Annotated in this window: 4 protein-coding genes; all 4 read right to left on the reverse strand. The window is 70.9% G+C overall.

Annotation, left to right across the window (positions count from 1 at the left end; translation table 11 throughout):
• Positions 1–140: 140 nt before the first annotated feature.
• The 4 genes from mfd to ASG04_RS08465 all read right to left on the reverse strand — a co-directional run bounded on the left by mfd (position 141) and on the right by ASG04_RS08465 (position 6,681).
• Positions 141–3,737: a transcription-repair coupling factor gene (mfd, locus tag ASG04_RS08450; RefSeq protein WP_056122428.1), complete on the reverse strand. Its 3,597-nt coding sequence runs from the start codon at positions 3,735–3,737 to the stop codon at positions 141–143.
• A 43-nt stretch (positions 3,738–3,780) separates the two neighbouring features.
• The gene (pth, locus tag ASG04_RS08455; RefSeq protein ID WP_056122432.1) at positions 3,781–4,365 is read right to left on the reverse strand and encodes an aminoacyl-tRNA hydrolase; all 585 of its coding nucleotides are present in this window, start codon (positions 4,363–4,365) and stop codon (positions 3,781–3,783) included.
• Positions 4,366–4,408: 43 nt separating this feature from the next.
• Entirely contained in the window at positions 4,409–5,044 is a 636-nt protein-coding gene (locus ASG04_RS08460) for a 50S ribosomal protein L25/general stress protein Ctc (RefSeq protein WP_056122434.1), read from the reverse strand.
• Between the two features lie 281 nt (positions 5,045–5,325).
• Positions 5,326–6,681, reverse strand: coding sequence for an RbtT/DalT/CsbX family MFS transporter (locus tag ASG04_RS08465; RefSeq protein WP_082517905.1), 1,356 nt, complete (start codon positions 6,679–6,681; stop codon positions 5,326–5,328).
• Positions 6,682–6,791 lie beyond the last annotated feature (110 nt).

Consider the following 6,791-nt stretch of genomic DNA (forward strand, 5'->3'; position numbering starts at 1 on the left):
GCGAGCGGCAGCCAGCCAGCAGAGCGACAGCGTCGCTGTCGTACGACATCGGGATCGTCGCAACGGAGCGCACGCGACCCGCTGACGGACGGGAGGCCCGGTGCCAGCTGGCACCGGGCCTCCCGTCCGTCAGGTGCGGACTACGGGGCAGTCGCCGCCGCTGCCGGGGTGGTCGCTCCGTACACGGCCGTCAGGATGCTCTCTACCCACTGGATCAGAGCGTCGTCGGGCAGGGCCTGGTCGTGCGGACGCGGTATCGGGATGCTCGACGCGTTCTGCTGCGGGAACCACCTGGCGCCGGGGAACATCCGCTTGAGCCGGACCTGGGACGAGTCGGCGAGCTCCTTGCCCGCGACCCGCAGGTTCGAGCCCATGACGACCACGTCGGACAGGCCGACCTGCTGCGCCATGCGACGGAGTCGGGACACCTCGACCAGGGTCTGCACGGGCTGTGGCGGCGTGCCGTACCGGTCGGTCAGCTCGTCGAGCACCAGGTCGATCGCGTCGGACTGCGCGGTCGGGGCCGATGCCGCCGAGAGCTTCTGGTACGCCTCGAGCCGCAGGCGCTCGGACTCGACGTAGTCCTCGGGGATGTGCGCGTCGACGGGGATCTCGAGGCGCAGTTCGGTCTGCCCCTCGGCGACGTCCCCGCGGAACTGCGACACGGCCTCGCCGATCATGCGGAGGTACAGGTCGAACCCGACCCCCGCGATGTGCCCGGACTGCTCACCGCCGAGCAGGTTGCCCGCGCCGCGGATCTCGAGGTCCTTCATCGCGACCTGCATGCCCGCGCCGAGCTCGTTGTTCGCCGCGATGGTCTCGAGGCGGTCCTGGGCGGTCTCGGACAGGGGCTTGTCGGCGTCGTACAGGAAGTACGCGTAGCCACGCTCGCGCCCTCGACCGACGCGACCACGGAGCTGGTGCAGCTGCGACAGCCCGTACTTGTCCGCCCGGTCGATGATGAGCGTGTTGGCGTTGGCGATGTCGAGCCCGGTCTCGATGATGGTCGTCGAGACGAGCACGTCGAAGCGGCGCTCCCAGAAGTCGACCATGACCTGTTCGAGCGTCTGCTCGGACATCTGCCCGTGCGCGACGGCGATGCGGGCGTCCGGCACGATCTCGGCCAGGTGCGCCGCGACCGACTGGATGTCCTTGACGCGGTTGTGCACGTAGAACACCTGGCCCTCGCGGAGCATCTCGCGCCGGATCGCCGCGCCGACCTGCAGGTCGGACTGCGGGCCGACGAAGGTCAGGATGGGGTGGCGGTCCTCGGGCGGGGTCGCCAGGGTGGACATCTCACGGATGCCCGTCACGGCCATCTCGAGCGAGCGCGGGATCGGCGTCGCTGACATCGCCAGGACGTCGACGTTGGTCTTGAGCTTCTTGAGCTGGTCCTTGTGCTCGACGCCGAAGCGTTGCTCTTCGTCGATGATGACCAGACCGACGTCCTTGAACTGCACGCCCTGGGACAGGATCCGGTGCGTGCCGATCACGATGTCGACGGTGCCGTCGGCCAGGCCCGCGAGGGTCTCCTTGGACTCCTTCTCGGACTGGAACCGGCTGAGCGCGCGGAGGTGCACGGGGAACCCGGCGAAGCGCTCGGCGAAGGTCTCCATGTGCTGCCGGACCAGCAGCGTGGTCGGCACGAGCATGGCGACCTGCTTGCCGTCCTGCACGGCCTTGAAGGCGGCGCGGATCGCGACCTCGGTCTTGCCGTAGCCGACGTCGCCGGAGAGCAGCCGGTCCATCGGGATCGGGCGCTCCATGTCGCGCTTGATCTCGTCGATGGTGGTGAGCTGGTCGGCGGTCTCGGCGAACGGGAACGCCTCTTCGAGCTCGCGCTGCCACGGGGTGTCCGGACCGAACGCGTGGCCCTTCGACGCCATGCGGGCCGAGTAGAGCTTGACCAGGTCGACGGCGATGTCGCGGACGGCCTTGCGCGCCTTGCTCTTCGCTGCGGACCAGTCGCTGCCGCCCATCTTCGACAGGCTCGGGGACTCGCCGCCGACGTAGCGGGAGAGCTGGTCGAGCTGGTCGGTCGGGACGAAGAGCTTGTCGCCCGGGTAGCCGCGCTTGGACGGTGCGTACTCGAGCACGAGGTACTCGCGCTGCGTCTTGACCGCGTTGCGCCCGCCGCTCGAGACCTCGCGCGAGACGAGCTCGACGAACTTGCCGATGCCGTGCGTGGCGTGCACCACCACGTCGCCCGGCTTGAGCTGCAGCGGGTCGACGACGTTCTTGCGCCGGCTGGCGAGCTTCTTGACGGTGCGGGCGCCCTGCTGCGCCGTGCGGCCGTAGAACTCGGCCTCGCTCAGCACCGCGATGCGCGGGTCGGGGATCGAGAAGCCGTGCTCGACCGTCGCCGTCGTGACGATCGCCACGCCGGGCTGCGGCGGTGCGGTGACGGCCTCGGCCCGGGCAGCGACCCCGGCGTCGGCGAGGACCTGCACGGCGCGCTCGACGAGCCCCTGCCCCTGGGCGGTGACGACCACCGCCCAGCCGTCGTGGGTCAGCGCCTTGACGTGTGCGACCGCCCCGTCGGCACTGCCGGCGAAGCTCGGGACCGCATCGGCCCTGACGCGGACGTACTCGCCGGCCTCGGCGGCGGCATCCGCGTCGCTCAGGGGTTCGTCGGCACCGCTGTCGAACGGCGAGATCGTCCACCAGGTGCGGTCGCCGCGGGTGGCACGGAGCTGCGGCACCGTCAGGAAGTTGCCCGCGTCGAGGTCGATCGGCGCCTGGGCACCGGCGACGGCGGCGCTCCACGCGGCCTGCAGGAACTCCTGGTTCGTCTCGGCCAGGCTGTGCGCACGACCGCTGACCCGCTCGGGTGAGAAGACAGCGATTGTCGCGTCGCTCGGCAGGTACGTCGTCATCGGCACCAGCTTGCGGACCAGGGCCGGCGCGAGGGACTCCATGCCCTCGACCGGGATGCCCTCGGCGACCTTGGCGAGCATCTGGGACAGGTTCGGGAACTCGTGCAGCATCTCGCGGGCGCGCTGGCGGACGTCCTCGCTGAGCAGGAGCTCGCGTGAGGCCGTGAGCTCGACCGAACCGAGGTCGTCCTCGGTGGAGCGCTGGTCGGCGACGGAGAACGCCTTGATGCCGTCGATCTCGTCACCGAAGAAGTCGACGCGCACCGGGTGGTCGGCCGTGGGCGGGAAGACGTCGAGGATGCCACCGCGGACGGCGAACTCGCCCCGGCGGGTCACCAGGTCGACGCGGGCGTACGCCAGGTCGACGAGCTGCGCCGCGATGCTGGAGAGGTCGTTGCCGCGCGACGCGGTGCGCAGCACGACCGGCGCGAGCTCGGTCAGGTTGTCGGCGATGGGCTGCAGCGCGGCACGGACACTCGCCACGACGACGGTGGTGGCGCGATCGGCAGCGTCGGTGTCCTGCCACCGCTGCAGGGCGCGCAGCGTGGCGATCCTGGTGCCGACGGTCTGCGCACTGGGCGACAGTCGCTCGTGCGGCAGGGTCTCCCACGCCGGGAACTCGAGCACCTGGGTGTCGGGCAGGTAGCTCGACAGAGCACCTCGGACGGCCTCGGCCTCGCGCCCCGTGGCGGTGATCACGAGGACGCACTGCGCGCCCTTGCGCTCGGCCATGAGCGCCGCCAGGAGCGGCACGCGGAGGCCGTCGACCACCGAGAAGTCGGCGTCACGAGGAGCGGCGCGCAGGACGCGATCGAACGCGGAGGCGCGCGAGAGCGCAGGGATGATGCCCGAGATCGTCACTCAGGACATGGTACCGGCGACGACCGACAGCGACCGCAGTGCGTCAGGACGGCGCGTGGACGCGCTGCTGGGCCGCGAGCAGGCCGAGGTCGGCGATCGCCTCGACCGCGTCGGCGGCGTCCGCCAGCAGGTTCGGCAGCGTCTTCTTCTCGGTGGGCGAGAAGTCGCGCAGCACGTAGTCGGCCGGGTCCTGGCGTCCGGGCGGGCGGCCGATGCCGACGCGCACCCGGGAGAACTCGTTCGTGCCGGTGGCCTTGATGATGTCGCGCAGCCCGTTGTGGCCGCCGTGCCCGCCGTTGCCCTTGAGTCGGACCGTGTCGAACGGCAGGTCCAGCTCGTCGTGCACGACGACGAGGTCGGCCGGTGTGGCGCTGTAGAACCCGAGCACGCTCGAGACGGGGCCGCCCGAGGTGTTCATGAACGACCCCGGTTTGGCGAGCACGAGCCGGGGGCCACCGGGGACGAGACGCCCCTCGGCGACGGTGTTCGGGGTCTTGTGCTTCTTGAACGTCGCACCCATCCGGGCGGCGAGTTCGTCGAGGACCATCTGGCCGACGTTGTGACGGTTCCCCGCGTAGTCGGGCCCGGGGTTCCCGAGCCCGACCACGACGAGCAGTCGTTCCGTCATGCGGACGTCGTCATCAGCGTCGACCAGATGTCCCGAACGGGTGTTACTCGGACTCGTCGACCGGGGCGGAGCCGCCCTCGGCACCGGCTTCGGCGCCGGCCTCGGCGGAGGCCTCGTCGGCGGCTTCGTCGTCAGCGGTGCCACGCGGGGTGACGATCGCGACGACGAGCGCCTCGGGGTCGGTCTCGAGCTCGGCGCCCTCGGGCAGCGTGAGCTCGGAGGCGTGGATCTGCTTGCCGTCCTCGAGGCCCTCGACGTCGACCACGACGTGCTCGGGGATGTCGGTGGCGAGCACCAGCAGGGACACGGTGTTGAGGTCCTGCACGTGGATCGTGCCGGAGAAGGACTCGCCCTCGACGACGACGGGGACGTCGACCGTGACCTTCTCGCCACGACGCAGGACGACGAGGTCGATGTGCTCGATGATCTGGCGCACCGGGTCGCGCTGGACGTCCTTGACGAGGGCGAGCTGCGCCGTGCCGTCGATGTCGAGGTCGACGACCGCGTTGGCGGTACGGACGAGCAGCATGGTCTCGTGGCCCGGCAGGCTGACGTGCTTCGGCTCGGTGCCGTGACCGTAGATGACGGCGGGGATCTTGTCGGCAGCGCGGAGCTTGCGGGCAGCGCCCTTGCCGAACTTGGTGCGGACTTCCGCTGCGAGCTTGGTGTAGTCGGCCATGGGTGCCTCCTGGTCTGGGGAACGACACCGGGGTGCCGGCATCGTGGGGGGTCTGTGGTGTTGCAACTCGAACGCGTGCACGCGTGAGGAACGTTCCCAGAGCTTGCCGGGTCATCCGCCGCGTCGATCACGGCCGCGCGTACGCGGCCCTCGCCGAAGTCGTCCACAACTCTACCAGCACCCACCCGGGCGTGTCGGCCACGGCGGTGGACCTGACCGACGACGGTCGGGAGGCACGGTGCCGGCCGGCCCCGTGCCTCCCGTCCGTCAGGTGGTGGCGGTCAGTGGCCGGCGGCCTCGGCCTGCGCGGGCACCCTGAGGAGGCTGAGCACCACGAACGCGAGCGCGTAGAGCACGACGAACGTCCAGACGACGCCTGCGGCGCCGCCCCACGGCAGCACCGCGCTGACGACCGCGTTGCCGAGGAAGGTCGCGCCACCGGCGGCCGTCGCGTACATCGCCATGGCCGCGCCGCGGCGGTCCTCCCCCGCGAACGCCGGGACGATCGCGCCCATCGGTGTGAAGCCCGCGAGCATGATGCCGAAGACCGTCCCCGCGGCCGTCGCCAGCCAGAAGCCCCACTCGGACCCGGCGGGTACCAGGTGCGGCACGTACCACCAGGCCAGCAGGCCGACGCCCGATGCGGCGATCCCGAACCACTTGACCGTGCGGATCCAGCCGATGCGGTCACCGATCGCGCCGAAGACGGCGTTGAACAGGATGTTGCCGGCGTACACGATGACGGTCATCGTGAGCCACTTCGACTGTCCCCAGCCGAGCTCGGTGCCGATGACCGCGGGCATGATCACGAACATGCCGAACTCCGGCGCGGTGTTCACGAGGCGGATGACGACGGCCAGCAGGACCTTGGGGCGCGAGATGCAGACCTCGATGCCGCTGGCGATGACCCGGGCGGCGGAGTGCTCACGCGGGGCGATCCGGCCGAGACCCGTGCGCTCGTGGACCCCGAACCGGACGACGGCCCAGCCGACCGCGACGAAGAGCAGCGACAGCGCCATCGACCCGGTCTCCCCGGTGGCACCGCCGCCGAACGCGGGGATGCTGCCGATCGCGATGAGGGAGCCGAGCGTGGGCAGGCCGCCGGTGAACACGACGTAGAACCAGCCGACGGCGGTGGCGTTCCGCTCGCGGGCGACGGTGTGGTTCACCCAGCACAGGAACGAGAACGCGAACAGCGGGAACCCGAGTCCGCGCAGGAAGTACGTCAGGGCGATGAGTCCGACGGACCCGGTGGGCAGCGCCGCCAGGAACGTGACCTGGAACACGACCCAGAGCACCGCGCCGATCGTCATGACCCAACGCGGGCCCCAGAGCTCGGACAGGACCCCGGCGAAGTACGAGGCCACCAGGACCGCGACGCCGTACAGGCCGATGACCATCGCGGCACTGTCGGTGCCGCCAGTGCCGAGGGCTCCCGCGATGTGCGGGGCGATGAAGTTCGACTCGATGCCGTCGCCGGTCATGAAGACGAGGACGCCGAGGAAGCCCCAGCGCAGTGGGTGCGGGATGCCGAGTCGGGCGAGGAGGCCCGGTCGTGGTGCCGCGGCCGGCGCCGCGGCCGGTCCTCGTGCGGTGGTGTCGTGCTGGGGTGGGGCGGTGACGGATCGGTTCGACATGCGTCTCTCCTGGTGGGCCCCCGGAGTGCTCGACCCTGCATCGCGGCTGTTCTCCGGGGTGCGCCGCGCACCGGCCTCCGTGCCTGCGGTGTGGCTGCGGGCGGGGGGGG

This window comes from Curtobacterium sp. Leaf183 (assembly GCF_001424385.1).
GTDB lineage: Bacteria > Actinomycetota > Actinomycetes > Actinomycetales > Microbacteriaceae > Curtobacterium.